Source organism: Streptomyces sp. CB00455, assembly GCF_001905445.1.
GTDB lineage: Bacteria > Actinomycetota > Actinomycetes > Streptomycetales > Streptomycetaceae > Streptomyces.
The window spans coordinates 311136-337899 of the sequence record NZ_LIVQ01000006.1; the positions used below are offsets into that span (position 1 = coordinate 311136).

Genomic DNA, 26764 nt, shown 5'->3' on the forward strand with positions numbered 1-26764 from the left:
CCCGTGCGCGGGTTCGATGCGGCCACCTCCTTGACCACTTCGCTTAACGCGCAGGCCACGAAGGCCTTACGCTCCTGCCTTGTCTTGATCTGAACCCCACCGCACACGTGAAGGCGGAACGCCGAACATGGACAGCGCAGAGTACGAGCGCAAGATCGCCGCCCGATTCGCCACCTTCGACCAGGACGGGTCCGGGTATATCGACCGGGAGGACTTCAGCACGGCCGCGAAGGCCGTCCTGGCCGAATTCGGTACGACCGCACGGTCGGACAAGGGCCAGGCCGTCTTCGGTGGTGCCGAGGCCTTCTGGCAGGGGATGGCCGGGATCGCGGACGTCGACGGGGACCAGCGGGTGTCCCGCGAGGAGTTCATCACCGGGGCGGCGAAGCGCCTGCGGGACAGCCCGGAGCGGTTCGCGGAGATCGCGCGGCCGTTCCTGCGGGCGGTGATCGCGGTGGCCGGCGAGGGCGGGACGGGCGGGACGGGAACGACTCCCGCGGCGGCGGCGCGGGTGCTGCGCGTGCTGGGGACTCCGCCCGAGCTGGCCACACAGGTGGCGACGGCCCTGGACGCCGACGGCGACGGCCGCATCTCGGAGGACGAGGTCCTGAAGGCTTTCGCGGGGTACTGCGGTGTGGAGGCCCCCGACGCGTGACGCCCGCGGCGCGCCCGGCCGGCCCCGGAGCCACGGCCCCGGCCTTCCGGAGCCACCGCGGCCCCGGCCCCCGGCCCCCGGCGGATTGCGTGCCGGGGGCGTCCCCCGGCACGCGATCCGGGGCGGAGCCCCAGGCGTCAGGCGTCAGGCGTCAGGCGTCAGGCGTCAGGCGAAGACCACCGTGCGGGAGCCGTTCAGCAGGACGCGGTGCTCGCTGTGCCACTTCACGGCGCGCGCCAGCGCCTGGCACTCCACGTCCCGCCCGACCGCCACCAGCTGGTCGGGGGTCACCTCGTGGCCCACCCGCTCGACCTCCTGCTCGATGATCGGCCCCTCGTCCAGGTCGGCCGTCACGTAGTGCGCGGTCGCGCCGATCAGCTTCACGCCCCGCGCGTGCGCCTGGTGGTACGGCTTCGCACCCTTGAAGCTCGGCAGGAAGGAGTGGTGGATGTTGATGATCCGCCCGCTCAGCTCCTTGCACAGCGTGTCCGACAGCACCTGCATGTACCGCGCGAGCACCACCAGCTCGACGTTCTCGGAGCGCACGAGCTCCAGCAGCTCCGCCTCGGCCGCCACCTTCGTGTCCTTCGTCACCGGGATGTGCACGAACGGGACGTCGTAGGAGCCCACCAGCTCCGCGAAGTCGGTGTGGTTGGAGACCACGGCCGCGATCTCGACCGGCAGTGCGCCGATCCGGTGGCGGAACAGCAGGTCGTTGAGGCAGTGGCCGAACTTCGACACCATCAGCACGATCCGCATGCGCTCGTCCGAGCGGTGGATCTGCCAGTCCATCTTGAACGACTCGCCGATCGCGGCGAAGCTCGCACGCAGCTTCTCCACCGTGACCGCCGGCTCGGCCTCGAAGTGCACCCGCATGAAGAAGAGTCCGGTCTCCCGGTCTCCGAACTGCTGGCTGTCCACGATGTTGCAGCCGGTCATGAAGAGGTAACTCGACACGGCGTGCACGATGCCCTGCTTGTCGGGGCAGGACACGGTAAGGACGTACTGCTGGGGCTGGGCAGGTGCCTGGGGCTGCGGGTCGCTCATGACCGCATACCCTTTCACACTGCGCGGGTGAGGATCCTCAGCAGCTCCAGCGACCGCGGCCGCTGGTCCGGGTCCTCCCCGTCCGCCGTGGCCAGCCGTACGTGTGCCTCGCGGGCGGCGCGGACGGCCTCGGGCCAGGCGTGGTGCTCCAGGTAGACGGAGACGGGGGCGTCCGGCCCGACCTGGTGCAGGATGCGCAGCACCCGCAGCACGGCCAGGTCGACCAGGGCCGCCTCCTGCGAGTCGCGGAAGATCGTGCCGACGTACTTCTCCGCCGACCAGCTGTCGAGCCAGGTGTCCTCGACGAGCCGGTACACGGCGTCGGTGACGTCCCCGTACCCTTCGGCGCCGGCCAGCCACGTGTCCTCGTGGAAGGCCGGATCGGAGAGCATGTGCAGCGCCGAGCGCACGTTGGTGCGCCAGCGCCACCACGGCATGTCGTTGAGGGGCATGCCGCCCATGGTGGAGGAGCGGCCACCACGGCGGGAAGGGTTCTTCGAACCTTGGGCGAATGTCACGCGTTCGATCGTACGTTCCCGCCCTCCTCGATCTTGAGGCGCGTGTGAACAAACGGAGGGAGTGCTTCCCCCCGTCAATTCACCCGGCCGTCACCCGGTGTTGCGGTCACCTCACTCTCGAGTTACCCGCAGGAGGGAAGGGTGCATGGACATGACCGATCGGCGACGCGCAGCAGCCCTCTCCCGCACCTTCGTGGCCACGGCGATGGGTGCGTGTCTCGTCGCCGGGTGCGGGGCGATCCCCGGAGGCACGGGGGGCTCCGGGGACACCCTCACCGTCATGACCTTCGCCCCCGAGGGCACCAACGCGACCAACATGCCCGGAATGCCGGGCATGGCCAAGGCGTACGAGCACTGGGTGAACGCCAAGGGCGGCGTCAACGGCCACAAGCTGCGCGTCCTGACCTGCAACGAGCGCAACACCCCCACGGGCGCGGCTGACTGCGCCCGCAAGGCCGTGGCCGAGAAGGCGATCGCCGTCGTCGGCTCCTACAGCCAGCACGGGCGCGCCTTCATGGCTCCGCTGGAGGCCGAGGGCATCCCCTTCGTCGGCGGCTACGGGGTCTCCTCGGAGGAGTTCCAGTCCACGCTCTCCTACCCCGTCAACGGCGGCCAGCCCGTCCTCCTCGCCGGTGCCGGCCACCAGCTGGGCCGCGTCTGCACCCAGGTCGCCATCGTCCGGCCCGACACCCTGGCGGGTGACTCCATGCCGGTGCTGCTGAACTCCGGCCTGAAGGCGAACAAGATGCCGGAAGCCGCCGACATCCGGGCGGCCGAGGACTCCGCCGACTTCGCACCCCAAGCCCGCGAGGCGCTCACCGACACGACGGGCGGCACGGGCGGCGGGGCGGCGAGCAGCAAGGAGAAGGACAGGGAGAAGGACAAGGGCAAGGGGTGCGTGACCGCGGTGCTCGGCGAGCGGACCGAGACCTTCTTCGACGCGTTCCGCCGGGCCGACGCGCAGCAGAGGAAGCCGCAGATCTCCTCCGTCCTGGGCAGCGTCAGCCAGTCCGTGGTGGACCGCACCGGTGGCAAGGAGAGCCCCTTCGAGGGGGCGTTCCTGACCAGTTGGTATCCGGTGGCCGCCGACCCCCTCTGGGAGCCGATGCGCAAGGTGATCTCGGAGTACGCCTTCGGGGACGACCGCGTCGACCCGGACGACAGCGGGACGCAGACCACCTGGATCGCGTACACCGTGCTGAGCGAGATCCTGCACCGCTTCGAGCCAGGGCAGGAGGTCACCGCCCGCAAGGTCGCGCGGGCCCTCAACCAGGCGCAGGGGGTCAAGACCGGCGGCCTCACGCCGGAGCTGAGCTGGCGCTACCAGGACATGCGCGCCGTCGCCGGTTTTCCCCGCATCGTCAACGGCCGCGTCACCTTCCAGATCGTCCAGTCCGGCCGGCTCGTCGCCCAGGAGGGAGAGCAGCCCATGGACATGACGGCGACGCTGGAAGAGGCGCCCCGGGCCGCCTGACCGCCTGGGCTCACGCCCGCCTGAGCACGCCCGCCCGGGCGCACACCCGCCTGACCACCCGAGCGTCCGACCGCCTGACAGCCCGAGGCCCGACGGCTCGGCCCGTCCCGCCCCGCCGGGGGCCGCCGACGGGCCGGGCCGTCCGGCTCACAGCTGGCTCTTGTCCCGCTTGGTGAGGCTGTACTTGTTCGCGATGGCGTTCCAGAAGGTCGCGGCCGACTCCTTCGCCTTCGTCGCCTCGCCGCTCGCCTTGTTGGCGGCGGAGGCGTTCTCGGAGTTCTTGGCCTTTCCGTCCTTGCAGCCCTTGTCGTCGTCCACGTCGTCGGCCCAGGCCGCGTAGCTGTTGTCGGCCGCGGCCGAGGACTTCCACGCCCTGGTGAGCGCGGCGGTGAGCTGCTGGTTGTCCGGGAGCTGGTCCACCTTCAGCTCCTGGAGGCGGGTGACGAGCTCCTCGCGCTGGCGGGCCGCGTCGCGCAGGTCACCGGCCGCCTGGTCGAGGTTCTTGCAGCTCTTGATGTCGTCCACGGCCTTGATCACCGCGGCCCGGCTGTCGTTGCTGTCCGCGAGGAGCTTGTCCAGCTGCACGGCCTGCGGGCGGCCCGGATCGACGGGCGCCTCGCCGGCGGGCGCCGCCGAACCGTTGCTCGCGCTGGACGTCGGAGGCACGGCGCCCGGGTCGTTGTTCTGCGGCTTGCCGTCGCCGAGCAGGGAGCCGACGCCGAGCCCGACGACGGCCAGGCCGATGACCACCGCGGCGATGATCCCGGGCGAGACCTTGCGGCCGGCCTCCGGGGGCGGCGGCGGGGGCGGCGCGAACTGCGGGTGAGGCTGCGGGTGGTGCGGGTGGTGCGGCTGCTGCTGGAGGTGCTGAGGCGGTACGGGGCCCTGGGTGCGCCGCGGCGGATAGGGCCGCTGCGGCGGCGGGCGCAGCACCGGCTCCTGGACCGGCGGCAGCTGCCGGGTCTCCCCGGCCGGATCATCGCTGCGGAACAGCCCGTCGAAGCCGTCGGTCGCGGGGACCGGCGGGATGTACTGGGTCGCGGCCTCCCCGTGCGCCGGGGCCGCCGGACCGCCCGGGACGGGCGGGATGTACTGGGTCGCCGCCTCGTGGTGCGCCGGGGCTGCCGGAGCCGCCGGGACGGGCGGGATGTACTGGGTCGCCGCCTCGTGGTGCGCCGGGGCCGCCGGACCGCCCGGGACGGGCGGGAGGTACTGAGTGGCCGCCTCGTCGTGCCCCTGGCCCGCCGGAGCCGCCGGGACGGGCGGGAGGTACTGGGTCGCCGCCTCGTCGTGCCCCTGGCCCACTCCGGCCGGCGGAACGGGCGGGATGTACTGGGTGACCGCCTCGGGCAGCGGCGGGTAGCCGTAGCCGTGCGGCTGCCCGGCGCCCTCGTAACCGGGCCCCACGACATGCCCGGCCCCGGACCCGGGGTACGGCTGCTGCGGCGGGTAGCCGTAGGCGGCGCCGGGCGCCGATCCGCCCGGGTAGCCGTACGGATCCTGCGCGACGGGGTCGCCCTGCTGCTGCTCCGCCTGCTGCTCGCCGGGGTGCTCCGGGTAGCCGGACGCCGGGTCCGGACCCCACGGGGCGCCCGACCGCGGGCCGCTCCCCTGTCCGCTCCCCTGTCCGTTCTCCGTCACCGGGACTCCCTCTCCGACTCGCCCGAACCTACGGAACCGTCGGCTCACGCTACCCGGTCACGCACCGCAACGGTGAGGCCACCCGCATCCCGGCCCGGCCACAGCACTGGTGCTGTGGCCGGAAGGGTTCACCGGGTCGCGGCGCCCGGGACAACCCTCAGGCGACCCTCGCATCCAGCCGGGCACCGAACTCGCGGACCGCCGCCTCCTCGCGGAACGGTTCCAGGCGGGTGCGGAAGTCGTCCAGGTACTCCGCGCCCCGGTTCGTACGGAGCCCCTCCAGCAGCTCCGCCGCCGTCGTGGCCGTCTGGCAGGCCTGCTCCACCTCCCGTTGCTGGACCTGCGCCGCCGCCAGCAGGAGCAGCCCGATGGCCCGGCGGCGCGCCTTGCCCGCCGGGAGACCGCGCAGGGCCTCCTGCGCGCGTGCGGCCGCCGCGTCCGCCTGCCCCAGGTCCCGGTGGCAGTGGGCCAGCTCGTCCGCGAGGTACGCCTGGCCGAAATGGCGGATCCACACCGGGTCGTCGCCGGACTCCGGCTCCGCCCGCTCCAGCGCGGTGACGGCCCGCGAGGACAGCACCCCGGTCGCCCGGGCGTCCCCGAGCAGTGCGTGCCCGCGCGCCTCGGCGGCGTAGAACATCGCCTCCACCCGTGGCGTGACCTGCCCCCGCGTGCCCTCCTGGGCCGCCCTGGCCAGCTGCGCGATCTCCCGCGGATTGCCCAGCTCGGCGGCGAGGTGGCTCATGGACGCCGCGAGCACGTACCCCCCGTAGGCGCGGTCCCCGGCGGCCTGGGCCAGGCGCAGGGCCTGGATGTAGTAGCGCTGCGCCAGGCCCGGCTGGCCCGTGTCCACCGCCATGTAGCCGGCGAGCTCGGTCAGTCGGGCCACGGCGGCGAACAGCGCCCGGCCGACCGGCTCCCGGTACGAGCCCCCGATCAGCCCGGACACCACGGAGTTGAGGTAGTGCACGACCACCGGCCGCACGTGCCCGCTGCCGAAGCGGTGGTCGAGTTCGGTGAGGGCCTCCGTGGTGGCCCGGACCGCCTCCACGTCGGACATGCCGACCCGCGAGCCGCCGCTGCGGGCGACCTGCGTGTCGGCCCCGGTGATCAGCCAGTCGCGGCTCGGCTCCACGAGCGCGGAGGCGGCCACGCTGGAGCCGGCCAGGAAGTCGCGGCGGCCCACGTCGCTGCGCCACAGTTCGCAGACCTGCTCGATGGCGCCGACGACGGTCGGGGAGAACTGCAGCCCGACGCCGGAAGCGAGGTTCTTGCCGTTGGCCATGCCGATCTCGTCGATGGTGACGGTCCGGCCGAGTTTGCGCCCGAGCGCCTCGGCGATGATGCCGGGGGCCCGGCCGCGCGGCTGCTGGCCGCGCAGCCAGCGGGCCACGGAGGTCTTGTCGTAGCGGAGGTCGAGCCCGTGCTCCGCCCCGCACATGTTCACGCGCCGGGCGAGCCCGGCGTTGGAGCACCCGGCTTCCTGGATGAGCGCCTGCAGCCGTTCGTTCGGCTGGCGGGCGACGAGAGGCCTGGCTGCCATGAAAACCCCCTGAAGCCGCGGGTGATCGCTGGATTGATCACTTCCCGCCTGATGTGCGGGGAATCTTCCGCTCTGCGTCGTGTCGCTACCCAACTCCGGTGTCCCGGGCTCCTACGCGCCCCCACGTGTGCACCGGTGCGCCCCGTATGCAGGATCGATGCTCCGCCCGCCGACTCGTTGGCGCCCGTAACCGGAGGTGACCGGGGCAGTTGTGATGGGCGTGGAAGAGACCATCACAGTCACGGAGAGCGCACCCGTCCCCGAGCAGCGCGGCGGGCAGTTGCCGGACCATGCCGTGCGGTACGCGGAAGAACGGCACTGGGACGTCTTCGCCGGCACCTGGCTGGAGGCGGTGGACGGGCGCGAGGTGTGTTCCTGTGGGGCGCAGGACTGCCCGGCGCCCGGCGGCCACGCGGCGGTGGAGGACTGGGCGGCGCACGCGACCGGCAGCGCCGTCCAGGTCCGGCGGATCTGGGCGAAGCACCCCCGGGCGTCGATCCTCATGCCGACGGGCCGGACCTTCGACGCGCTGGACGTGCCGGACGCCGCCGGTTTCCTGGCGCTGGCGAGGCTGGAGCGGATGCAGCGCACGCTCGGTCCGGTCACGCGCACGCCCGACCACCGCATGCTGTTCTTCGTCCTGCCCGGCGCCGGGGCGAAAGTGGCGGACCTGGTGCCCAAGCTGGGCTGGTCGCCGTCGTCGCTCGACCTCGTGGCCCGTGGCGAGGGCGAGTACGTGGCCGCACCGCCGACCCGCTTCGGCGGCCGCGGCCCGGTGCAGTGGGCCCGGCGGCCCACCGCGGCGAACCGGTGGCTGCCGGACACGGAGGAGCTGATCGACGCCTTGGCCTACGCGTGCGGGAGCGAAGCGGCAGCGGAACGCAAGCGGCGCCAGACCTGACGCCCCACCCGCGACCTGGGACGTTCCTGACCCGGAACTGATGACATACGTAACTGCTCGCGCCTGTCCCCCTCCTCCTATGGTGAGGAACGAACGACCAACGGGGACGTGTGACGAGAGGCAGGCGCATGCCGGACCAGGCTGATGCGACGGGTGGGACGTACGGGACGGGTGGCGCGCGATCCGCGCCGTCCGCCGTGCGCGTGGAAGGTCTGTGGAAGCGGTTCGGCGAGCAGGTGGCCGTCGCCGGGATCGATCTGGAGCTGCCCGCGGGCAGGTTCATCGGGCTGGTCGGCCCCAACGGCGCGGGCAAGACCACGACGCTGTCGATGGTGACCGGACTGCTGCGCCCGGACATGGGGCGGGTCGTGGTCGCCGGCCACGACGTGTGGGCCGACCCGGTCGAGGTCAAATCGCGGATCGGCGTGCTGCCGGAGGGGCTGCGGCTCTTCGAGCGGCTCTCCGGGCGCGAACTGCTCGGCTACATGGGCCGCCTGCGCGGTCTGCCGGGCGAGGAGACCGACAAGCGGGCCACGCAGCTGCTGGACGTCCTGGACCTCGCGGGCTCCCAGCACAAACTCGTCGTGGACTACTCGACGGGCATGCGCAAGAAGATCGGACTGGCGGCCGCCCTGCTGCACAATCCCGAAGTGCTGTTCCTCGACGAGCCCTTCGAGGGTGTCGACCCGGTGTCGGCGCAGACCATCCGCGGAGTGCTGGAGCGTTACACCGCCTCCGGAGCCACGGTCGTCTTCTCGTCCCACGTGATGGAACTCGTCGAGTCGCTGTGCGACTGGGTGGCCGTCATGGCCGCCGGCCGGATCCGCGCCGCGGGCCCGCTGGCCGACGTACGGGGCGACGCGCCCTCCCTGCAGGCCGCCTTCCTGGAACTGGTCGGCGCGCACGGCCGCGACGCGGCCGGGGACTCCCTCGACTGGCTGGGCGGCGGCTCCGGAACGGCGGCCGCGCGATGACCGCGACCGCCGCTCCCGCCCCTCCTGCCACCGCGACCGCTCCCGCCTCCCTGACCGCGGTGCTGGTGCGGCTGAAGCTGTCGCTGCTGCGCAACGGGCTGAAGGGATCCTCCAAGCGCAAGGCCGCCTGGATCACCTCGCTGGTCTTCGCCCTGCTGGTCGGCTTCTTCGCCGTGCTCGGCCTCGCCATGCTGCACGGCAGCGCCCACGCGGGCACCGTCGTCGTGCTGCTGGCCGCGATCCTGGCGCTCGGCTGGACCTTCATGCCGCTGTTCTTCCCCTCCGGGGACGAGACCCTCGACCCGAGCCGGCTGGTCATGCTGCCGCTGCGCCCGCAGCCGCTCGTACGGGCCCTCCTCGCTTCCTCGCTGGTCGGCATCGGACCGCTGTTCACGCTGTGCCTGGCCGTCGGCTCGGTCCTGGCCGTCGCGCGGGGCGCGGCGGGCGCCGCAGCCGCGGTGGTGGCCGTCCCGCTGCTGCTCCTGGGCTGCGTGGCCCTCGCCCGGGCCGTGGCCACGGCCAACGTACGGCTGCTGACCAGCCGCAGGGGGCGCGACCTGGCGCTGCTCAGCGGTCTGGTGGTCGCGGTGGGCGCGCAGCTGGCCAACTTCGCCGGCCAGCGGCTGTTCCAGGCGGGCGGCCTGTCCCGGCTGGAGCCCGCCGAGGCGGTGGTGCGGTGGCTGCCGCCGGCGACCGCCGTCGGCATGGTGGACTCGGCGAGCGAGGGCGCGTACGGGATCGCGGCGGCCCAACTCGTGCTGACGGTCGGCGCACTGGCCCTGCTGCTCTGGTACTGGGAGCGGAGCCTGACCAGGCTGATGGTCACGCCGGACGGTTCGACCATCGCGGCCGCCGGGCCCGCCAAGGACCGCGGCGCGGGCGGCTTCTGGTCGCTGCTGCCGGAGGGGCGCAGCGGCGCGGTGATGCAGCGGACCCTGCGCTACGCCGTCCGCGACCCCAAGACGAAGTCCGCCTGGGTGACCGCGCTGGCGATCGGCCTGATCGTCCCGGTCTTCAACGCCCTGCAGGGCACGGGTTCGGTGTACCTGGCCTGCTTCGGCTCGGGGATGCTCGGCATCCAGATGTACAACCAGTTCGGCCAGGACACCTCGGCCTTCTGGATGGTCGCGCAGACCATCTCCACGCCGCGCGACGCCTACGCGGAACTCCGCGCCCGCGCCGCCGCGCTGGCGATGGTCACCGTCCCGTACACGGTCTTCGTCACGGTGGTCACCGCCGCCCTCGTCGGCAACTGGTCATCCTTCCCGGCGGCGCTGGGGCTGGCGCTGGCCCTGCTGGGCGCGATGCTCTGCACCGGGGCACTGGCTTCGGCGCGCTTCCCGTACTCCATCCCCACGGACGGCGCCTTCAAGAACGTCGCGCCGGGGCAGGGCGGGCTGGCCTGGATCGGCATCTTCGGCGGCATGCTCTTCTCCGCGGTCCTGTGCGCGCCGCTCATCGCCCTGACGATCTACCTGAACGTGGCGGACCACCAGTCCCTGACCTGGATGCTGTTGCCCCTGGGCGTGGCCTGGGGCGCCCTGGCCACCTGGGCGGGCCTGCGCCTGTCGGCCCCGGTGGTGACCCGGCGGCTGCCGGAGATCCTGCTGGCGGTGAGCAAGGGCTGAAGCCGGCCGGCCGCGGGCGCGAGCCGGGGGATCCGGCCCGACCGGGCCGCCGCGGGCGGGAGTTCGTCCGCGGCGGCGTCAGACCGGTCCGGGGCTCGCGCGTTCCTGGTCGGCGGCGGGGGTCTTGACGGCGGCCAGGAAGGGCTCGACCGCGGCGCGCCAGGCCGTGGGGTGGTCGTAGTGGAGGTAGTGGCCCGCATCCGGGATCTCGGCGTACTGCCCCGCGGGGAGGACGCGGACCATTTCCTGGGCCTCGGCCCGGCCCAGTTCGCCGTCCAGGCCGCGGACCACCAGGGTGGGGCAGCAGACCTGGGCCAGCTCCTCCCAGTGCGCGTCGTGAACCCAGGTCTCCCGGGCCGTCAGCATCTGGCTGCGGGAGAAGACCGGGCGCCAGCCGTCCGGGGCTTCGTGCATGACTTCGGCGAAGAACGCGCCCCGGCCGGGGTCGGGCCGCTCCACGCGGGGGTCGTCCTCGCCGAACCAGCGGCGGGCGGCGTCCTGGGTGGGGAAGGGCAGCGGCCAGCGGTGGAACCACTCCTGCCACTCCTTTTGCGAGGCTTCGCCGAGGGCCGAGGCGCGCATGTCGCAGATGACCAGGGCCGCGACCAGATCCGGGCGGCGGGCCGCGAGCTGCCAGGCGGTGAGGGCACCCATGGAGTGGCCGATCAGGGTCACGGGGGCGAGGCCGAGCTGTTCGACGACGGCCTCGGCATCGGCCACGAAGGCCTCGCGGGTGTACGGGCCGGCCGGGGGGCTCTCGCTCCGGCCGTGGCCTCGCTGGTCCAGGGCGATGACGCGGCGGTGCTCGGCGAGCCAGCGGGCGGTACCGGCCCAGTGGGAGGCGCGCCCCATGAGGCCGTGGAGTAAGAGCGCCGCCGGGCGGGGGTCCGCACCCGGCTGCGGATCCGGGTCCGCCCCCGCTCGCGGGGTGGCCGATGGTCCGCTCCCCGAGCGGGGCGGAGGCGGGGCCGGCGGGCCGGCGGCCGGTTCCCGGAACTCCCAGGCGGCCAGGCGTACGCCGTCGGCTCCTGTCACATCGATGCGCTGTACCACCGCTGATGCACCCCCTTCGCTCCCGGCCAGACTATCGAACCCGCATTCGAAAACGGGCGTCTCGCCGACAACACCGCTCTTTCGAGTGACCTTGCTCAAGGATTGACAGCCGCTGCCGATGGAGATCCTTTCAACAGGGAGGCGGACCGCTCGGGGAAGACGGTCCGAGGGGATGACCTTGAGAGCTCGGGGCTCCAGGTCACCGGGGGAGGACCGGTCCCGGCGCCGCGAGGCGCCGGGACCGACTCACGTCAGGGGCCGAACCGGCCCGGCCGCCCGTACGGGCGGATCACCGGAGCCGGACGGGACGGACCACGCCGGCCCCCACGATCCTCAGCGCTTCGCGACGAAGACGTGCGAGGCGACATCCGAGTCCAGCTCGGCGGCCTCACCGCCACTGCCGACGAGCACGCCCCCCGGGGACTCCGTCACGCTCACCACCGAGCCGGGCTGTACGCCCGCCCGCCGCAGCGTGTACATCAGCTGGGCGTCCGTCTGGATCGGCTCCCCGATCCGCCGCACGACCACGGTCTTGCCCTCGGTGCCCGGATCCAGCTCGGACAGGCTGATCATGCCGTCCGCCAGGAACGGGTCCGCCTCGGCCTTCTCGCCGAGCTCCTCCAGCCCCGGGATCGGGTTGCCGTACGGCGACTCGGTCGGGTGGCGCAGCAGCTCCAGTACGCGGCGCTCCACCGCCTCGCTCATCACGTGCTCCCAGCGGCAGGCTTCCGCGTGCACCTGCTCCCACTCCAGGCCGATGACGTCGACGAGGAGGCACTCCGCGAGGCGGTGCTTGCGCATCACGCGCGTGGCGAGGCGCCGGCCCTCCTCCGTCAGCTCCAGGTGCCGGTCGCTGGCGACGGCCACCAGGCCGTCGCGTTCCATCCGCGCCACCGTCTGGCTCACCGTCGGGCCGCTCTGGTCGAGCCGCTCGGCGATCCGGGCGCGCATGGGGACCACACCTTCTTCTTCCAGCTCAAGGATGGTGCGGAGATACATCTCCGTGGTGTCGATCAGTCCGGACATTCGTGCCCCTCGGATTGCGTGCGCTGGCCCTGCCCCCAATTCTGACGCATCGGGCCGACAACCGTCCCGTGCCGGGCGTCAAGCCCTCTCCAGGACAACTGCCGCGCGCTCCTCTCCGGACATCCCCGGACATCCCCGCGGACCGCGCGTCCACGGATTGACGACCGTATTGACACACTCTTGGTCCAGACCGCACGGTGAGCGGCGGACACGGACCCATCCCTCCCCCGGAAGGCCAACGGCGTATGAGCGAGAGCAAGCTGGCCGGTCAGTTCTTCGACGCCGCCATCGGCCTGCTGGAGCGGGTACGGGACGAGGAGGCTTCGCGGATCGCCGAGGCCGGCTCCCTCGTCGCCGACGCCGTGGCCGCCGGGAACCGGCTCTTCGCCTTCGGCGCCGGGCACTCCTCGCTGCCCGCCCAGGACGTGGTCTACCGGGCCGGGGGTCTGGCCCTGATGAACTTCCTCGCCGTACCGGGCACGGCCGGCATCGACGTCATGCCCGCGACACTGGGCTCCGCGCTGGAGCGGGTCGACGGACTCGCGGGCGCCGTCCTGGACAGCAGCCCCGCCTCGGACGGCGACGTCCTCGTGGTCATCTCCCTCTCCGGGCGCAACGCCCTGCCGGTGGAGATGGCCATGAACGCCCGCGCCATCGGCCTCAAGGTGGTCGGGGTGACGTCGGTGGCGTACGCGACCGAGACCACGTCGCGGCACGTCTCCGGCACCTTCCTCAAGGACCACTGCGACGTGGTCCTCGACAGCAAGATCGCGGTCGGGGACGCGGAGCTGAGCCTCGACGGCATCGACGCGCCCTTCGCCCCCGCCTCCACGGTGGTGACCTGCGCGATCATGCAGGCGGTCATGGCGGCCGCCGCGGGCGAGCTGGCCGCCCGCGGGGTGGAGCCCCCGCTGCTGCGCTCCGGGAACGTCGACGGAGGCCACGAGTGGAACGGCCGCGTCATGCGGGAGTACGGCGACCGGATCTTCTTCCGCCACTGAGCCCGCCCGGCCGCCGCCGGGCCCGTCACCGCCGGCCACCGCGGGCCGCCCTCCCCCGCCCAGGCCGGCGAGGACCGGCGCCGGCCGGTGTCACGGCAGGTGCGGGCGGCCCGGTCCGGCGGTCGCGGCAGCCAGGTCCAGGTCGGCGGCGATGCGGGCCGCCACCTCCTCCGCGTACGCGGCGTCCGCGCGTTCGAAGGCCGGCCGCGAGGGGCCGCGGACGAAGGTGAGCACCCCCAGGGTCCGCCCCCGGCTGCGCAGCACCGTGCACAGCGCGTGCGCCGCACCCTCGGGCCACTGGCGGGAGCGCGCCCACCGCGCGTCGCTCTCACCGCCCGGGGCGCTGGTGCGGACCGAGCCGACCCGGTCCAGGGCCTGCAGCGCCGGGTGCCCGGTCTCGTACCGGACGGGGATCGCGCCGGGGCCGGTCAGCGCCGGCGGTGAGACGGCGGAGCGGACGAGGCGGCGCCGCTCGGTGCCGGAGGAGGGGTCCAGCACGTCGAGCAGCGCGTGTTCGGCGAAGCCCGCGAGGGCGAAGTCCAGGCGTACGGCCGCCGCCTCGGCCGGGTCCTCGCACTCGGCGGCGGCGCGGCCCGCGCGGTGCAGCTGGTGGGCGCGGAAGCGCAGTTGCGCGGTGTCCAGCTGATCCTGGCGGGCCTCGGTGACGTCCTGGAACAGCCAGCCCACCCCGAGCGGTACGGGCTCCTCGGCGAGCGGCGAGGCCAGCCGCAGGAACCCGCTGCGCAGGCAGCGCCGCCGCACCCCTTCCGGGGTCCGTACCGACACCCACAGCTCCACCGGCCCGGGCGGCGCGCCTTCGGCGAGCACGTGCCGGAGGGCTCCCTCCAGGTCCTCGACGCCCTGGACGAGCAACTCGCCGACGGGACGGCCGAGCAGTGCGGTGCGGCCGGTGCCGAGGGCGCGTGCGGCGTGCGCGTTGACGACGGCGGGGCGCAGGTCGACGTCGACGAGGACGACACCCCACGCGGCGTCCTCCAGCAGGGCCTCGCTCAGGGCGATGGAGCGTTCCAGGTCGATCTGGGCGTGGACCTCGCCGAAGGCGCAGTACACCCCGGCGGGTCTGCCGTCCTCGCCCGGTACGCAGGCGGACTGGGTGCGGACGAGGACGCGCCCGCCGTCCTTGGTCAGCAGGGCGAACTCGTGCACGTGGCGGCCCGGCACGTCCCGGGCGGCCATGAGCCTGTCCTGGACGTCCTGAGCGTCGGCGGCCCGCACCGCCCATCCCTCGAAGCCCTTGCGGCCCACGGCCTCGGTCGCGGTCCAGCCGAGGATCCGTTCGGCCTCGCGGTTCCAGTGGGTGATCACGCCGTCGGTGTCGAAGGCGCACAGGGCGGCGTCCATTCCGTCCAGCAGCGCGGCGAGCAGGTCGTCGTCGGTGGTCTCACGTCCGGAAGCAGTCACCTGGCACCCCCAGCAGGTGTTCGCGTGTGCGGCACGTCAGATCATTGAACTGGAACGTGACGCAGCCCACACCCGGTTCCCCCGAATGCCCCGGAATGATCCGGTTCGCCCGGCGGGGCGTTCCGGAAGAGAAATGGGTTGTGCGCCGCCGGAGAGGCTTCTAGGCTCGGCGGTACACGAGAAGGGAGGTGGTTCCCGAAATGTACGGAAACCGGACGCGTGAGGTGGCTGCGGGCTAAAGCGCCCGTCGTCGCACGCACCCAGTGCGGTGCCCGGCGGGAACGCCAGGCGCCAATCCCAAGCAGTCACCCGACCCGCGGGCTCGCCGGTACGTCCGGCCGGCTCCTCTCACTGCAGGAGAGGAACCAGAGCCCGCGGGTCGCCTGCGTCTGCGCCCCCCGGCGCCCCGCCGGTCCACCACCGCGGGGCGGGCAGGACGGCGCCGCCCGGTCACGGGCAGAGGCGTTCGATCCGCCAGCCCGACGCCTCGCGCGTGTAGCGCAGGCGGTCGTGGAGACGGTTCTCGTGGCCCTGCCAGAACTCCACCTCCCGCGGGGTCACCCGCAGCCCGCCCCATTGCGGCGGCACGGGGACCTGTTCGCCCTGCGGGTAGCGGGCGGCCAGCTCGGCGTAGCGGCGGTCCAGCTCGTCGCGGGAGCCGATCACCGTGGACTGCTCGCTCGCCCACGCGCCCAGCTGCGAGCCGTGCGGGCGGGAGCGGAAGTAGGCCGCCGTCTCGTCCCGGCCGATGGGGGAGGCCGTGCCGGTGACGGCCACCTGACGGGCGATGGGGTGCCAGGGGAACAGCAGGGCGATGTGCGGGTTCTCGGCGAGTTCGCGGCCCTTGCGGGACCCGTAGTTCGTGAAGAACACGAAGCCGCCCTCGTCGAACTGCTTGAGCAGCACCGTGCGGGAGCTGGGCCGGCCGTCCGGGGTCGCCGTCGACACGATCATCGCGTTCGGTTCGAAGACGTGCGCGTCGGCGGCCTGCTGGAACCACCGGGCGAACTGCCGCATCGGGTCTGCGGCGAGGCTCTCCTCGGCGACGATCTCCGAGCGGTACTGCTCGCGCATGGTCGCGGGGTCAAGGTCCTGATCGGTCACGTCGGCCATCCTGCCCCAGGAGCGCCGCCGGGGGTGTGCCGTATGTCACGCTTCCGCAGGCCAGCCGGAACGGACAAAATCTTGGGGCCGGTCCGACGGCCCCGCACGGGTGACCATCGGCCGCGCCGGGCATCAACGGGGATGACCGCGCCGGACCGCGAATCACGCCGGAAGCCGCGCGTGTTCGCACTATCTGAGGAGCCGCCTGATGTCCGACTTCGTACCCGGGCTCGAAGGGGTCGTCGCGTTCGAGACCGAGATCGCCGAACCGGACAAGGAAGGCGGTTCGCTCCGCTACCGCGGCGTCGACATCGAAGACCTCGTCGGGCACGTCTCCTTCGGGAACGTGTGGGGTCTGCTGGTCGACGGCGCGTTCAACCCCGGGCTGCCGGCCGCGGAGCCCTTCCCGATCCCGGTCCACTCCGGCGACATCCGGGTCGACGTGCAGTCCGCGCTCGCCATGCTGGCCCCCGTGTGGGGTCTGAAACCGCTCCTGGACATCGACGAGCGCACCGCGCGCGACGACCTCGCCCGGGCCGCCGTCATGGCCCTGTCGTACGTCGCGCAGTCCGCGCGCGGCCAGGGCATGCCGATGGTGCCGCAGCGGGAGATCGACAAGGCCGAGTCCGTGGTCGAACGGTTCATGATCCGCTGGCGGGGCGAGCCGGATCCCCGGCACGTGAAGGCCGTCGACGCCTACTGGACCTCGGCCGCCGAACACGGCATGAACGCCTCCACCTTCACCGCCCGGGTGATCGCCTCGACCGGCGCGGACGTCGCGGCGGCGCTCTCGGGCGCGGTCGGCGCCATGTCGGGCCCCCTGCACGGCGGGGCGCCCTCCCGCGTGCTCGGCATGATCGAGGAGATCGAGCGCACCGGCGACGCCGTGGCGTACGTGAAGAAGGCCCTGGACAAGGGCGAGCGGCTGATGGGCTTCGGGCACCGCGTCTACCGCGCCGAGGACCCCCGCGCGCGCGTGCTGCGGCGCACCGCCAAGGAGCTCGACGCCCCGCGCTACGAGGTGGCCGCGGCGCTGGAGAAGGCCGCGCTGGAGGAACTGCACGCGCGCCGCCCCGACCGGGTGCTGGCCACCAACGTGGAGTTCTGGGCGGCGATCATGCTGGACTTCGCGGAGGTCCCGGCGCACATGTTCACCTCCATGTTCAGCTGCGCCCGCACCGCCGGGTGGTCGGCCCACATCCTGGAGCAGAAGCGCACCGGCCGCCTGGTGCGCCCCTCGGCCCGCTACACCGGTCCCGGCCGGCGCGACCCGCGGGACATCGAGGGCTACGCCGACATGGCCGAGACGGCCTGACCCGCGCGCCGAAAAGGGCGCGAGTCCGCGTTGCGCGCGCACGCCGAGGGCGCCGTGTCCCCTGCCGGGGCGCGCCGCCCTCGGCGTCGGGCGCCGCGGCCGGTCACGGCGCCCCCCGGTCCAGGGCGGCGTCCAGGATGCGCGCCCACTGCGCGACGACGCGGGCGCGGCGGCCCGTGTCGTCGGTGAGGACGTTGGCCAGCCCCAGGCCGCGGGCCATGTCGAGGAGCCCCTGCACGGTCTCCCGGACGCCCGGGACGGACTCGTCCGCGTTCAGCAGCTCCACCGCGATGCGGTGCGTCTCGCGGCCCACGCGGCCCTCCAGCTCGGTGACCTGGGGGCGCAGCTGCTCCTCGTTGGAGGCGGCGACCCACAGCTGGAGCGCGGCCCGGAAGAGGGTGCCGGTGTACAGGTCCACGAGGGCTTCCACGACGGCGGTGCGGGCGGCCGGCCCGGCATGGAACAGTTCGCGCAGCGCGGTGGACCGCTCCTCCGCCACGTACGCGACGGCCGCGGTGAACAGGTCCTCACGGGTGGGGAAGTGGTGCTGGGCCGCGCCCCGGGACACGCCGGCCCGCTCGGCGACGACGGCGACGGTCGAGCCCGCCCAGCCGTGTTCGGCCAGGCAGGAGACGGCCGCCTCCAGGAGGTGGCGGCGGGTCACGCGGCTGCGCGCCTGCTTGGGGCCCTGTGCGGGGCTCTGCCTGGCACCCTGCGCGGGGCTCTGCGCGGCGTCCTGCGGGGGGCCCTGCCCGGCGTCCTGCCCGGCGTCCTGCGCGGGGCCGGTCACAGCGACCATGACGGGTCCCGGCGCTCGAAGCGGGCGGTGATGCCCTCGCGGGCCTCGGCGGAGGCGAAGAGTCCGGCGGACAGCTCCGTCAGGCGGGCGCCGTCGCGGTCCAGGGCCTCGCGGACGGCGGCGGCGGTCAGCGCCTTGGTGGCGGCCAGGCCCTGCAGGGATGCCTTGCGCAGGCCCGCGAGGACGGGCTCCAGGGCCGCGTCGACGTCGTCGGCGTGGAGGGTGAGCAGGCCGATCCGGGCCGCCTCGGCGGCATCGAAGCGCTCGGCGGTCAGGAAGTAGCGGGCGGCGGCGCGCGGGTCGAGGCGCGGGAGCAGCGGCATGGAGATCACGGCGGGGGCCAGGCCCAGGTGGGTCTCGGTGAAGGCGTAGGAGGACTGCGGCCCGGCGGCGGCGACGTCGCAGACGCCGAGCAGGCCGAGGCCGCCGGCGCGGACGTGGCCGGTGACGCGGGCGAGGACCGGCTTGGGCAGGCCGGCGACCTCACGGAGCAGGGCGAGGAAGTCGGCCGGATCGCAGGGGGCCTTGAGGTCGGCGCCGGCGCAGAAGGTGGTGCCGGTGTGGGTGAGGACGACGGCCCGGACGGCGGGGTCAGCCCCGGTCTCGGCGAGGGCCGCGCGCAGCCCGGCGACGAGGTCCGCGGAGAGGGCGTTGCGGTTGGCCGGGGAGTCCAGGGTGAGGGTGGTGACGCCGGTGGTGTGGGCGGCGTGCACGAGTAGGGCCATGTCTCCTCCGGAGGGGGTGGGCGGGTGGGGCGGTTCCTCCCCAGGGAGGGTATGCCGGGGCCCCTGCGGGGGGCTCGGCGGTCCTGGGTGAGCCGGGTCCCGGGGCCGGTCAGGCACCACGTCCCGCGCCGGAGCCCCTGCGTGGGGGCTCGGCGGGCCTGGGTGAGCCGGGTCCCGGGGCCGGTTCGGGGCCACGTCCCGCGCCGGAGCCCCTGCGGGGGGCTCGGCGGTCCTGGGAGAGCCGGGTCCCGGGGCCGGTTCCGTGTCGGGGGCCCTGGGGGATCGGAGCCGGCGGTGGCCTCGAACGCCGGGACCGGGCTGATCGGCGAGACGTCCCCGGGCGGCGTGGTCAGTAGGACTTGGGGAGCCCCAGGGTCTGGTGGGAGACGAAGTTGAGGATCATCTCGCGGCTGACGGGGGCGATGCGGGCAACGCGGGAGGCAGTGATGAGGGAGGCGAGGCCGTACTCCCGGGTGAGGCCGTTACCGCCCAGAGTGTGGACCGACTGGTCCACCGCCCGCACACAGGCCTCCGCGGCCGCGTACTTGGCCATGTTCGCGGCCTCCCCCGCCCCCATGTCGTCGCCCTCGTCGTAGAGTCGGGCCGCCTTCTGCATCATCAGCCGGGCCAGTTCCAGCTCGATGTGGGCGGCCGCGAGGGGGTGGGCCACGGCCTGGTGGGCGCCGATGGGTTCCTTCCACACCTGGCGGGTCCTGGCGTAGTCGACGGCCTTGGCGACGGCGTACCGGCCCATCCCGATGGCGAAGGCGGCCGTCATGATCCGCTCGGGGTTGAGGCCTGCGAACAGCTGGAGCAGGCCGGCGTCCTCGTCCCCGACGAGGGCGTCGGCGGGCAGCCGCACATCGTCCAGGACCAGTTCCCACTGCTTCTCGGCGGCCTGCAGCTCCATCTCGATGAGCGTGCGCGAGAAGCCCGGCGTGTCCCTCGGGACGATGAACAGGCAGGGCTTCAGGCGGCCGCTCCGCGCGTCCTCGGTACGGCCCACGATCAGGGTGGCGTCGGCGATGTCGACGCCGGAAATGAAGACCTTCCGGCCGGTCAGCACCCACGCGTCGCCGTCGCGGCGGGCCGTGGTGGTGATCCGGTGGGAGTTGGACCCGGCGTCGGGTTCGGTGATGCCGAAGGCCATGGTGCGGGTGCCGTCGGCGAGCCCGGGGAGCCATGCCCGCTTCTGCGCGTCGGTGCCGAAGCGGGCGATCACCGTGCCGCAGATGGCCGGTGAGACGACCATCATCAGGAGCGGGCAGCCGGCGGCCCCGAGTTCTTCGAGGACGATGGACAGTTCGGTGATGCCGCCGCCCCCGCCGCCGTACTCCTCGGGCAGGTTGACGCCGAGGTAGCCCAGCTCGGCGGCATCGGCCCACAGCTCGTCGGGGTGGCCGCCCTCGCGGGCGAGGCGGGCGAGGTACTCGCGACCGTAGCGCCGGCCCAGGGCGGCGACCGCCTTGCGCAGGTCCTGGTGTTCCCGGGTCTCTGAAACGGTGGTGCCGGTGGTGGAGCTCATGCTTGCGTTTCCTCCTGTGCTTCCTGGACCACGGCGAGCAGGGCGCCGAATTCGACCTGTTGGCCGGTCGCGGCGTGGAGCGCGGTGAGCGTGCCGGAGGCGGGAGCGAGGATGCGGTGCTCCATCTTCATGGCCTCCAGCCACAGCAGCGGCTGCCCGGCGGTGACGGGGCTGCCGGGGGCGAGGCCCTCGGCGACGCGGACGACGGTGCCGGGCATGGGAGCGAGCAGCGAGCCCGGTGCGGTGCGGTCCTCGGGGTCGGTGAACCGGGGCACGGGGGTCAGGGTGTGGGAGCCGCCGAAGGCCGAGTCGACGTAGACCTCCGTCTTGTTCGCAGGGTGTTTCACGTGAAACACGCGCCGGACGCCGTCCACTTCGAGAAGGACGCGCTCCCGCCCGGCGGACAGGACCCGGACACCGGGGTGGTCCACCGGCTGGTGGCGGACCTCGTACTCGGTCCCCGCGGCGGTGTAGCGGCGGGTCTGCGGCTGCGAGCGGACGTTGCGCCAGCCGCCGAGACGGGCGGCGAGGGGGGCGCCCGGGGCCGGGGCCGCCTCCGCGAGGGCGGCGGCGAGGGCGGCCAGGGTGGCGTCCGGTGCGCCGGCGGTCAGGGCTTCGAGGTGGCGCTCGTAGAAGCCGGTGTCGAGTTGCGCGGCCACGAAGTCCGGGTGGCGCAGCGACCGTACGAGGAGCTCACGGTTGGTGGTGAGCCCGTGGATGCGGGCTCCGGCGAGGGCGGCCGCGAGGACGCGCACGGCCTCGGTCCGGGTCGGGGCGTGGGCGACGACCTTGGCGAGCATGGGGTCGTAGTGGATGCCGACGGTGTCCCCGTCGGTGAAGCCGGTGTCCACGCGAACGCCGCCGGGGACGGCGAGGGTGTGCAGGACGCCCGTCTGGGGACGCCAGTCCCGGGCGGGGTCCTCGGCGTAGAGGCGGGCTTCGACGGCGTGGCCGACGGGCTCCGGGGGTAGCGGGGGCAGGGCCGCGCCCTCGGCGACGCGCAGTTGCAGGGCGACGAGGTCGAGGCCGAAGACGGCTTCGGTGACCGGGTGTTCGACCTGGAGTCGGGTGTTCATCTCCAGGAAGCGGGCGCGCCCGTCGGCGGTGACGAGGAACTCCACGGTGCCCGCGCCCTCGTACGACACGGCGCGGGCGGCGGCGACGGCGGCCTCGTGCAGGGTGGTGCGCAGGGCAGCGGGGAGGCCGGGGGCCGGGGACTCCTCGATGACCTTCTGGTGGCGCCGCTGGAGGGAGCAGTCGCGGGTGCCCAGCGCCCAGACGGTGCCGTGGGCGTCGGCGAGGATCTGCACCTCGACGTGGCGGCCGCGTTCCACGTAGGGCTCGGCGAAGACCTCGCCGTCGCCGAAGGCGGAACGGGCCTCGGCGGAGGCGGCTCGCCACTCCTGCTCCAGGGAGCCGAGGTCGCGGACCACGCGCATGCCGCGTCCGCCGCCGCCGGCGGCGGCCTTGAGGAGGAGGGGGAAGTCGGCGGTGGTGGCGGTGGCCGGGTCGACGGGTTCCAGGAGCGGGACTCCGGCGGCCCGCATCAGCTCCTTGGCGCGGGTCTTGGAGGCCATGGCCTCGATGGCTTCGGGGGGCGGGCCGATCCAGGTCAGGCCGGCGGCCCGGACCTCGCGGGCGAAGCCGGCGTTCTCGGAGAGGAAGCCGTAGCCGGGGTGGACGGCATCGGCCCCGGCGGCCAGCGCGGCCTTGATGATCAGGTCGCCGCGCAGGTAGGTGTCGGCGGGAGCGGCTCCCGGCAGGCGTACGGCCGCGTCGGCGTCGCGTACGTGCAGGGCGTTCTCGTCGGGGTCGGAGTGGACGGCGACGGTGGCCAGGCCGAGGGCGCGGGCGGTGCGGAAGACGCGGACGGCGATCTCACCGCGGTTGGCGACGAGGACGGAGTTCAAGGGTGTACGGGTCATGTGCGGGCTCACATCCGGAAGACGCCGAAGCCGCCGCGGGCGCCCTCGACGGGGGCGTTGTGGACGGCGGACAGGCACAGTCCGAGGACGGTGCGGGTGTCGCGCGGGTCGATCACCCCGTCGTCGTAGAGCCGTCCGGACAGGAACATGGGCAGGGACTCGGACTCGATCTGCGCCTCGACGAAGGCACGCATGCCGGCGTCGGCCTCCTCGTCATACGCCTGTCCCTTGGCGGCGGCGGACTGCCGGGACACGATGGACAGCACGCCCGCGAGCTGCTGGGGGCCCATGACGGCGGACTTGGCGCTGGGCCAGGCGAACAGGAACCGGGGCTCGTAGGCGCGGCCGCACATGCCGTAGTGGCCGGCGCCGTAGCTCGCGCCGATGAGGACGGAGAGGTGCGGGACGCGGGAGTTGGAGACCGCGTTGATCATCATCGAGCCGTGCTTGATGATGCCGTTCTGCTCGTACTCCTTGCCGACCATGTAGCCGGTGGTGTTGTGGAGGAACAGCAGCGGGATGTCGCGCTGGTTGGCGAGCTGGATGAACTGCGCGGCCTTCTGCGACTCGGCGCTGAACAGCACGCCCCGGGCGTTGGCGAGGATGCCGAGGGGATAGCCGTGCAGCGTGGCCCAGCCGGTGACGAGGCTGGTCCCGTAGAGGGGCTTGAACTCGTCGAAATCGGAGGCGTCGACGATGCGGGCGATGACCTCGCGCGGGTCGAAGGGTGTCTTGAGGTCGGGTGGGACGATCCCGAGCAGCTCCTCGGGATCGTGGAGGGGTTCCTCGGCCTGCGGGGGGTCCTGGTAGGGCTTGCGGTGGTTCAGACGGGCGACGACGCGGCGGGCCTGGCGGATCGCGTCGTGCTCGTCGAGGGCGTAGTGGTCGGCGAGGCCGGAGGTGCGGGCGTGCATGTCGGCGCCGCCGAGGGACTCGTCGTCGCTCTCTTCGCCGGTGGCCATCTTGACCAGCGGCGGACCGCCGAGGAACACCTTGGAGCGGTCCTTGATCATGATGGTGTGGTCGGACATGCCGGGGACGTACGCGCCTCCGGCGGTGGAGTTGCCGAAGACGACGGCGATGGTCGGGATCCCCTCGGCCGAGAGCCTGGTGATGTCGCGGAAGATCGCCCCGCCCGGGATGAAGATCTCCTTCTGCGAGGGGAGATCGGCGCCGCCGGACTCGACCAGGCTGATGCAGGGGAGCCGGTTCTGGCGGGCGATCTCGTTGGCGCGCAGGGCCTTCCTGAGGGTCCAGGGGTTGCTGGCTCCGCCGCGGACGGTGGGGTCGTTGGCGGTGACCAGGCACTCCACGCCCTCGACGGTGCCGATGCCGGTGACCATGGAGGCGCCCACGGGGTAGTCACTGCCCCAGGCGGCGAGCGGGGAGAGCTCCAGGAACGGGGTGTCCGGGTCGAGGAGCAGCTCGATGCGTTCGCGGGCCAGGAGCTTGCCGCGGGCCTTGTGGCGGGCGGTGTACTTCTCGCCGCCGCCTTGAAGGGCTTTGGCGTGTTCGGCGTCGAGGGCGGCGAGGCGCTCCAGCGCGGCGCTGCGGGCCCGGCCGTGTTCGGGGGCGAGCGGGTCCACGGTGGTGGTGAGGCGGGTCATGATCCGACCTCCGCGTCGGGAACGGGGCCCCGCGCCGGGGGCCCGGACGGGAACGGGAGCGTGGCCACGGCCGGAGCCGGGGCCATGGCCGGAGCCGAGGGCGGGGCTGTGGGCGGGTGGCCGGCCGGGGTGGGTGTCGGGGGTGGGAGGAGATGGGCCGGGATGTCGAGGTGGCGGGAGCGGAGCCATTCGCCCAAGGCCTTGGCCTGCGGGTCGAAGCGGTGGCCGGAGGCGACGCCGCCGCCGAGGATGCCGGTGACAGTGAAATTCAACGCCCGCAGGAGCGGCAGCTCGTGCCGGACGACCGGGAGGTCGCGGGTCTCGGGGAGCAGGTCCCGGAAGGCGGTCACCGTGAGGGTGCGGTGCAGCCAGTCCCAGGCGGCGTCGGTCTCCGCCCAGAGGCCGACGTTGGCGTCGCCCCCCTTGTCGCCGCTGCGGGCGCCCGCCACCGCCCCCAAGGGGGCGCGGCGGGTGGCCCCCGCGGGGCTGTCCACCGCCGACCCGCCCCGGGGCTGCGCCCCGGACACCTCGCCGGCTCCGCGTCCGGACCTCCCCGCCCCGGACGCCGGCGGGACCGGACGGGGCGGCGGCTTTGCCGGCGAGGTGCCGGGGACCGGGGCCGGCGGGGGCCCGGTGGCGTCGGCGTGGGCATCCGCCGGCGGGGCGGGGAGCGGCTGGGCCGGCGGGGGTGGGATCGGAGTGCGGGTGCCGTTGGGGAGGACGGCCGTGTGGGGGACCGCGGCTGCCGGGATCTGGGAGGACGTGAAGACGCCGTACGGCTGCGCAGGGCCCGGCGGAGCCGTCACGTGGAAGCCCGGATAGCTGGCCAGGGCGAGTTCGATCGCCGCCGAGGTCAGGCCCCGGCCCACGCGCTCCGGGGACGGGTCGCGGACCACGAGGCGCAGCAGCGCGCTCGCCGTCTCCTGCGTCGCGGCGTCCTCGTGGTCCGTGCGGGACAGGGTCCAGGTGGCGTCGGCCACGCCTTCCAGGGCCTCGGCGAGCTGCGCGCGGACCAGGGCCGCCTTCGCCTCGACGTCCAGGCCGGTCAGGACGAAGACCACCTCGTTGCGCCAGCCGCCGATCCGCGTGACGCCGACCTTGAGGGTGGGCGGCGGGGCTTCTCCGCGCACCCCCCGGACGCGCACGCGGTCGGGGCCGTCCCCGCTCAGCCGGACCGTGTCCAGGCGGGCCGTCACGTCCGGGCCGAGGTAGCGGGTCCCCTGGGTCTCGTAGAGGAGCTGGGCGGTGACCGTGCCGGTGGTGACGGCCCCGCCCGTGCCCGGGTGTTTGGTGATCACCGACGAGCCGTCCTCGGATATCTCCGCGAGGGGGAAACCGGGCCGGCGCACGTCGTGCGCGGTGAAGAAGGAGTAGTTGCCGCCGGTGGCCTGGGTGCCGCACTCCAGGACGTGACCCGCGACCACCGCTCCCGCCAGCCGGTCGTGGTCGTCCGCCGCCCAGTTGAACCACCAGGCGGCCGGGCCGCTGACCAGGGCCGCGTCCGTGACCCTGCCGGTCACCACCACGTCCGCGCCCGCCCGCAGGCAGGCCGTGATCCCGGCTCCGCCGAGGTAGGCGTTGGCCGTCAGCGCCCCCTGCGCGTACGGCATCAGGTCGTCGCCCTCGACGTGTGCGACCGAGAGGGGTATGCCCACCTCGGCCGCCAGGGCCCGGACGGCTGCGGCCAGTCCGGCCGGATTGAGGCCGCCCGCGTTGGTCACGATCCGCACGCCGCGGTCGTGGGCGAGCCCGAGCCCTTCCTCCAGCTCGCGCAGGAAGGTCTTGGCGTAACCGAGGCCCGGGTCCTTCAGGCGGTCGCGTCCCAGGATCAGCATGGTCAGCTCGGCGAGGTAGTCGCCGGTCAGCACGTCCAGCGGACCACCGGTCAGCATCTCGCGCAGGGCGCCCGAGCGGTCCCCGTAGAAACCCGACGCGTTGCCGATGCGCAGCGGCCGCCGGCGGGACGCCGTCATCGGGAGCCTCCGGGAGCGCGCCCCGGGCCCGCCGGTCCCGCGAACGCCTGGGCGATGTCGAGCCAGTGGTCCGCGTCGGCGCCGGTCGCCGTCAGGGCCAGGTCCGCCCGGTGGGCGCGCTGGGTCACCAGGAGGCAGAAGTCGAGCGCCGGGCCGGTGATCCGCTGCGGGGCGCCGGCCGGACCGTAGGCCCACACCCCCCGGCCGTCGGGCGCCGTCAGCTCCACCCGGAACTCCTCGGCGGGAGCGGGCAGCGCCCGTACGGCGTAGGCGTAGTCGCGGGCCCGCACGCCGATCCGGGCCACGTGCCGCAGCCGTGCGGTCGGCGTACGGCGGACACCCAGCGCGTCGGCGACGTCCTGGCCGTGCGCCCAGGTCTCCATGAGCCGGGCGCTCGCCATCGAGGGGGCCTTCATCGGCGGCCCGTACCAGGGGAAACGGGTGTCGGGCGAAGCCTTGGCGAGGGCCTCGCCGAGGGCGGTGCGCCCGGCGCGCCAGCGGGCGAGCAGTTCGGCGGGCGGTAGCGCCGCGCCTTCCCGCGCCCCCTCGTCGACGAAGGAGTCGGGGGCCTTCACCGCCTCCTCGACCATGCGGCCGAAACCCGCGGGGTCCGTGAGCGAGAGCAGCGCCGCCCGGTCCGTCCAGTGCAGGTGGGCGATCTGGTGGGCGATGCTCCAGCCGGGCGCGGGCGTGGGCCGGGCCCAGTCCGCGGCGGGCAGCCGCGCCACCAGGGAGTCCAGTTCCCGGCCCTCCTCCCGCACATCGTCGAAGACGGCGGCGGCGCTGGCGGCGGCGGCAGTGGTTGCGGCGCTGGCGGCGCTGGCGGCGTCGGCGGACGGATCGGGCACGGTGCGCTCCCCTCTGGGCGTGAGGGGAAGACTGGCAGGTGCCCGCAAAACAATCAAGCACGC

At 73.8% G+C, this 26764-nt stretch carries 22 protein-coding genes; 7 read left to right on the forward strand and 15 right to left on the reverse strand.

Features of this window, described 5'->3' with window-relative positions:
• The first annotated feature begins 127 nt into the window (after positions 1 to 127).
• On the forward strand, positions 128 to 655 hold the full coding sequence (locus AMK16_RS24870; RefSeq protein WP_073919527.1) for an EF-hand domain-containing protein: 528 nt from the start codon (positions 128 to 130) through the stop codon (positions 653 to 655).
• A gap of 165 nt (positions 656 to 820) precedes the next feature.
• Here AMK16_RS24870 and purU read toward each other — a convergent pair whose 3' ends face one another.
• Both purU and AMK16_RS24880 read right to left on the reverse strand, forming a co-directional pair.
• Positions 821 to 1702, reverse strand: a complete 882-nt coding sequence (gene purU / locus AMK16_RS24875; protein ID WP_073919529.1) for a formyltetrahydrofolate deformylase — start codon at positions 1700 to 1702, stop codon at positions 821 to 823.
• Between the two features lie 14 nt (positions 1703 to 1716).
• The gene (locus AMK16_RS24880; RefSeq protein WP_073919531.1) at positions 1717 to 2163 is read right to left on the reverse strand and encodes an SCO4402 family protein; all 447 of its coding nucleotides are present in this window, start codon (positions 2161 to 2163) and stop codon (positions 1717 to 1719) included.
• Positions 2164 to 2371: 208 nt separating this feature from the next.
• On the opposite strand from AMK16_RS24880, the gene AMK16_RS24885 reads away from it, so the two are divergent.
• Positions 2372 to 3694 carry an ABC transporter substrate-binding protein gene (locus AMK16_RS24885; RefSeq protein WP_073919648.1) on the forward strand — a complete coding sequence of 441 codons (1323 nt, stop codon included), beginning with the start codon at positions 2372 to 2374 and terminating at the stop codon, positions 3692 to 3694.
• Between the two features lie 147 nt (positions 3695 to 3841).
• Here AMK16_RS24885 and AMK16_RS24890 read toward each other — a convergent pair whose 3' ends face one another.
• Entirely contained in the window at positions 3842 to 5335 is a 1494-nt protein-coding gene (locus tag AMK16_RS24890; protein WP_073919533.1) for a hypothetical protein, read from the reverse strand.
• A 157-nt stretch (positions 5336 to 5492) separates the two neighbouring features.
• Positions 5493 to 6875, reverse strand: coding sequence for a transcriptional regulator (locus AMK16_RS24895; protein WP_073919535.1), 1383 nt, complete (start codon positions 6873 to 6875; stop codon positions 5493 to 5495).
• 214 nt (positions 6876 to 7089) lie between these two features.
• On the opposite strand from AMK16_RS24895, the gene AMK16_RS24900 reads away from it, so the two are divergent.
• The 3 genes from AMK16_RS24900 to AMK16_RS24910 all read left to right on the forward strand — a co-directional run bounded on the left by AMK16_RS24900 (position 7090) and on the right by AMK16_RS24910 (position 10378).
• Complete coding sequence (locus AMK16_RS24900) at positions 7090 to 7776, forward strand: bifunctional DNA primase/polymerase (RefSeq protein ID WP_107417235.1); 687 nt, start codon at positions 7090 to 7092, stop codon at positions 7774 to 7776.
• Positions 7777 to 7904: 128 nt separating this feature from the next.
• Positions 7905 to 8750 (forward strand): ABC transporter ATP-binding protein, encoded by an 846-nt coding sequence (locus AMK16_RS24905; RefSeq protein ID WP_073919537.1) that lies wholly within the window; start codon positions 7905 to 7907, stop codon positions 8748 to 8750.
• Positions 8747 to 10378 carry a transporter gene (locus AMK16_RS24910; RefSeq protein ID WP_073919539.1) on the forward strand — a complete coding sequence of 544 codons (1632 nt, stop codon included), beginning with the start codon at positions 8747 to 8749 and terminating at the stop codon, positions 10376 to 10378. Before AMK16_RS24905 ends, AMK16_RS24910 begins: the two co-directional genes overlap by 4 nt.
• A gap of 78 nt (positions 10379 to 10456) precedes the next feature.
• Here AMK16_RS24910 and AMK16_RS24915 read toward each other — a convergent pair whose 3' ends face one another.
• Together AMK16_RS24915 and AMK16_RS24920 are read right to left on the reverse strand one after the other, a co-directional pair.
• The gene (locus AMK16_RS24915) at positions 10457 to 11431 is read right to left on the reverse strand and encodes an alpha/beta fold hydrolase (protein ID WP_073919541.1); all 975 of its coding nucleotides are present in this window, start codon (positions 11429 to 11431) and stop codon (positions 10457 to 10459) included.
• Between the two features lie 333 nt (positions 11432 to 11764).
• Complete coding sequence (locus AMK16_RS24920) at positions 11765 to 12457, reverse strand: metal-dependent transcriptional regulator (protein WP_073919543.1); 693 nt, start codon at positions 12455 to 12457, stop codon at positions 11765 to 11767.
• A 245-nt stretch (positions 12458 to 12702) separates the two neighbouring features.
• Here AMK16_RS24920 and AMK16_RS24925 point away from each other — a divergent pair, with 245 nt between their 5' ends.
• Positions 12703 to 13458, forward strand: coding sequence for an SIS domain-containing protein (locus AMK16_RS24925; protein ID WP_073919544.1), 756 nt, complete (start codon positions 12703 to 12705; stop codon positions 13456 to 13458).
• Positions 13459 to 13548: 90 nt separating this feature from the next.
• Here AMK16_RS24925 and AMK16_RS24930 read toward each other — a convergent pair whose 3' ends face one another.
• Entirely contained in the window at positions 13549 to 14880 is a 1332-nt protein-coding gene (locus AMK16_RS24930; protein WP_073919546.1) for a PAS domain-containing protein, read from the reverse strand.
• A 450-nt stretch (positions 14881 to 15330) separates the two neighbouring features.
• Positions 15331 to 15993 carry a pyridoxamine 5'-phosphate oxidase gene (gene pdxH, locus AMK16_RS24935; protein ID WP_199885562.1) on the reverse strand — a complete coding sequence of 221 codons (663 nt, stop codon included), beginning with the start codon at positions 15991 to 15993 and terminating at the stop codon, positions 15331 to 15333.
• 199 nt (positions 15994 to 16192) lie between these two features.
• Here pdxH and AMK16_RS24940 point away from each other — a divergent pair, with 199 nt between their 5' ends.
• Positions 16193 to 17299, forward strand: a complete 1107-nt coding sequence (locus AMK16_RS24940; protein ID WP_073919550.1) for a citrate synthase 2 — start codon at positions 16193 to 16195, stop codon at positions 17297 to 17299.
• 103 nt (positions 17300 to 17402) lie between these two features.
• On the opposite strand, the gene AMK16_RS24945 is transcribed toward AMK16_RS24940, so the two are convergent.
• The 7 genes from AMK16_RS24945 to AMK16_RS24975 all read right to left on the reverse strand — a co-directional run bounded on the left by AMK16_RS24945 (position 17403) and on the right by AMK16_RS24975 (position 26614).
• A complete protein-coding gene (locus AMK16_RS24945; protein WP_242438887.1) occupies positions 17403 to 18098 on the reverse strand; it encodes a TetR/AcrR family transcriptional regulator in 696 nt (231 codons plus the stop codon).
• Positions 18086 to 18823 (reverse strand): enoyl-CoA hydratase family protein, encoded by a 738-nt coding sequence (locus AMK16_RS24950; protein ID WP_073919552.1) that lies wholly within the window; start codon positions 18821 to 18823, stop codon positions 18086 to 18088. Before AMK16_RS24950 ends, AMK16_RS24945 begins: the two co-directional genes overlap by 13 nt.
• A 349-nt stretch (positions 18824 to 19172) precedes the next feature.
• Positions 19173 to 20348 (reverse strand): acyl-CoA dehydrogenase family protein, encoded by a 1176-nt coding sequence (locus tag AMK16_RS24955; protein WP_073919554.1) that lies wholly within the window; start codon positions 20346 to 20348, stop codon positions 19173 to 19175.
• Positions 20345 to 22273, reverse strand: a complete 1929-nt coding sequence (locus tag AMK16_RS24960; protein ID WP_073919556.1) for an acetyl/propionyl/methylcrotonyl-CoA carboxylase subunit alpha — start codon at positions 22271 to 22273, stop codon at positions 20345 to 20347. Before AMK16_RS24960 ends, AMK16_RS24955 begins: the two co-directional genes overlap by 4 nt.
• 8 nt (positions 22274 to 22281) lie before the next feature.
• Entirely contained in the window at positions 22282 to 23880 is a 1599-nt protein-coding gene (locus tag AMK16_RS24965) for an acyl-CoA carboxylase subunit beta (RefSeq protein ID WP_073919558.1), read from the reverse strand.
• Complete coding sequence (locus AMK16_RS24970) at positions 23877 to 25853, reverse strand: acyclic terpene utilization AtuA family protein (protein ID WP_107417236.1); 1977 nt, start codon at positions 25851 to 25853, stop codon at positions 23877 to 23879. The genes AMK16_RS24965 and AMK16_RS24970 overlap by 4 nt, the downstream gene beginning before the upstream one ends.
• Positions 25850 to 26614, reverse strand: a complete 765-nt coding sequence (locus tag AMK16_RS24975) for a TIGR03084 family metal-binding protein (RefSeq protein WP_073919651.1) — start codon at positions 26612 to 26614, stop codon at positions 25850 to 25852. Before AMK16_RS24975 ends, AMK16_RS24970 begins: the two co-directional genes overlap by 4 nt.
• Positions 26615 to 26764: the final 150 nt, after the last annotated feature.

What these genes read in the sequence shown, in the direction of transcription:
- AMK16_RS24870 (WP_073919527.1), top strand. Translation starts at nt 128, where the DNA reads ATGGACAGCGCAGAGTACGAGCGCAAGATCGCCGCCCGATTCGCCACC.
- purU (WP_073919529.1), bottom strand. Translation starts at nt 1,702, where the DNA reads ATGAGCGACCCGCAGCCCCAGGCACCTGCCCAGCCCCAGCAGTACGTC.
- AMK16_RS24880 (WP_073919531.1), bottom strand. Translation starts at nt 2,163, where the DNA reads ATGGGCGGCATGCCCCTCAACGACATGCCGTGGTGGCGCTGGCGCACC.
- AMK16_RS24885 (WP_073919648.1), top strand. Translation starts at nt 2,372, where the DNA reads ATGACCGATCGGCGACGCGCAGCAGCCCTCTCCCGCACCTTCGTGGCC.
- AMK16_RS24895 (WP_073919535.1), bottom strand. Translation starts at nt 6,875, where the DNA reads ATGGCAGCCAGGCCTCTCGTCGCCCGCCAGCCGAACGAACGGCTGCAG.
- AMK16_RS24900 (WP_107417235.1), top strand. Translation starts at nt 7,090, where the DNA reads ATGGGCGTGGAAGAGACCATCACAGTCACGGAGAGCGCACCCGTCCCC.
- AMK16_RS24905 (WP_073919537.1), top strand. Translation starts at nt 7,905, where the DNA reads ATGCCGGACCAGGCTGATGCGACGGGTGGGACGTACGGGACGGGTGGC.
- AMK16_RS24910 (WP_073919539.1), top strand. Translation starts at nt 8,747, where the DNA reads ATGACCGCGACCGCCGCTCCCGCCCCTCCTGCCACCGCGACCGCTCCC.
- AMK16_RS24920 (WP_073919543.1), bottom strand. Translation starts at nt 12,457, where the DNA reads ATGTCCGGACTGATCGACACCACGGAGATGTATCTCCGCACCATCCTT.
- AMK16_RS24925 (WP_073919544.1), top strand. Translation starts at nt 12,703, where the DNA reads ATGAGCGAGAGCAAGCTGGCCGGTCAGTTCTTCGACGCCGCCATCGGC.
- pdxH (WP_199885562.1), bottom strand. Translation starts at nt 15,993, where the DNA reads ATGGCCGACGTGACCGATCAGGACCTTGACCCCGCGACCATGCGCGAG.
- AMK16_RS24940 (WP_073919550.1), top strand. Translation starts at nt 16,193, where the DNA reads ATGTCCGACTTCGTACCCGGGCTCGAAGGGGTCGTCGCGTTCGAGACC.
- AMK16_RS24945 (WP_242438887.1), bottom strand. Translation starts at nt 18,098, where the DNA reads ATGGTCGCTGTGACCGGCCCCGCGCAGGACGCCGGGCAGGACGCCGGG.
- AMK16_RS24950 (WP_073919552.1), bottom strand. Translation starts at nt 18,823, where the DNA reads ATGGCCCTACTCGTGCACGCCGCCCACACCACCGGCGTCACCACCCTC.
- AMK16_RS24955 (WP_073919554.1), bottom strand. Translation starts at nt 20,348, where the DNA reads ATGAGCTCCACCACCGGCACCACCGTTTCAGAGACCCGGGAACACCAG.
- AMK16_RS24960 (WP_073919556.1), bottom strand. Translation starts at nt 22,273, where the DNA reads ATGACCCGTACACCCTTGAACTCCGTCCTCGTCGCCAACCGCGGTGAG.
- AMK16_RS24965 (WP_073919558.1), bottom strand. Translation starts at nt 23,880, where the DNA reads ATGACCCGCCTCACCACCACCGTGGACCCGCTCGCCCCCGAACACGGC.
- AMK16_RS24970 (WP_107417236.1), bottom strand. Translation starts at nt 25,853, where the DNA reads ATGACGGCGTCCCGCCGGCGGCCGCTGCGCATCGGCAACGCGTCGGGT.